Source organism: Niveispirillum sp. KHB5.9, from assembly GCF_048066115.1.
Classification (GTDB): Bacteria; Pseudomonadota; Alphaproteobacteria; order Azospirillales; family Azospirillaceae; genus Niveispirillum.
The window spans coordinates 1-896 of record NZ_JBLTYX010000069.1 but is presented as its reverse complement, the minus strand read 5'-3'; the positions used below and the strand labels follow the sequence as shown (position 1 = coordinate 896).

1 protein-coding gene is annotated in these 896 nt (G+C 63.3%); it reads right to left on the bottom strand.

What is annotated here, in order from left to right:
- Nucleotides 1–896 (bottom strand): oligopeptide ABC transporter permease OppB (oppB, locus tag ACM9HJ_RS30970; RefSeq protein WP_416575665.1); only part of this gene is annotated, 896 nt, incomplete at both ends.

The following is an 896-nucleotide window of genomic DNA, read 5'->3' as shown; positions in this document are numbered from 1 at the left end:
GGGTCCATCAGGCCATAGACCAGATCGACGGCGAGGTTCATCAGCACGATCAGGCTGCCATAGGTGATCACGGTACCCATCACCAGCGTATAGTCGCGGTTGATGGCCCCCTGCACGAAGTACCGCCCGATGCCCGGCAGGCCGAAAATCTGCTCGATGACGACGGAGCCCGTCACCAGACCGGCGATGGCCGGCCCCAGATAGGAGATCACCGGCAGCAACGCCGCGCGCAGCGTGTGGCGGGTAATGATCAGATGTTCAGGCAGCCCCTTGGCATGGGCGGTGCGCACGAAGTTCGACCGCAGCACCTCCACCATGCCGCCGCGGGTCAGGCGGCTGATGATGGCGATCTGCGGCAGCGACAGCGCCACCACCGGCAGGATCAGGTTGCGGAACGAGCCGTCACCCAGACCGGCCACGGGCAAAAGCCCCAGATAGATGCCGAACACCAGGGTCAGCAGCGGCGCCATCACGAAATTCGGGATGGTGATGCCGACCATGGCCACACCCATGATCGAATAGTCGGTCTTGGTGTTCTGGCGCATGGCGGCCAGGATGCCCAACGTACAGCCGATCAGCACCGCCAGGGTGATGGCCGACAGGCCCAGCTTCAGCGACACGGGGAAACCCGTGCTGATCAGCTCCGAAACCGAGAAATCCTTGTAGGTGAAGGAGGGGCCGAAATCGCCCTGGGCCGCATTGCCCAGATAGATCAGGAACTGCTGCCAGACCGGCTTGTCCAGATTATAGGCCGCCTTCAGGTTCGCCTCGATCTCCGGCGGCAGGACACGTTCGCTGTCGAACGGGCCACCCGGTGCCGAATGCATCAGGAAGAACGACAGGGCCACGATCACCAGCAATGTCGGGATCGCTTCCAGCAGGCGCCGGACGGTGTA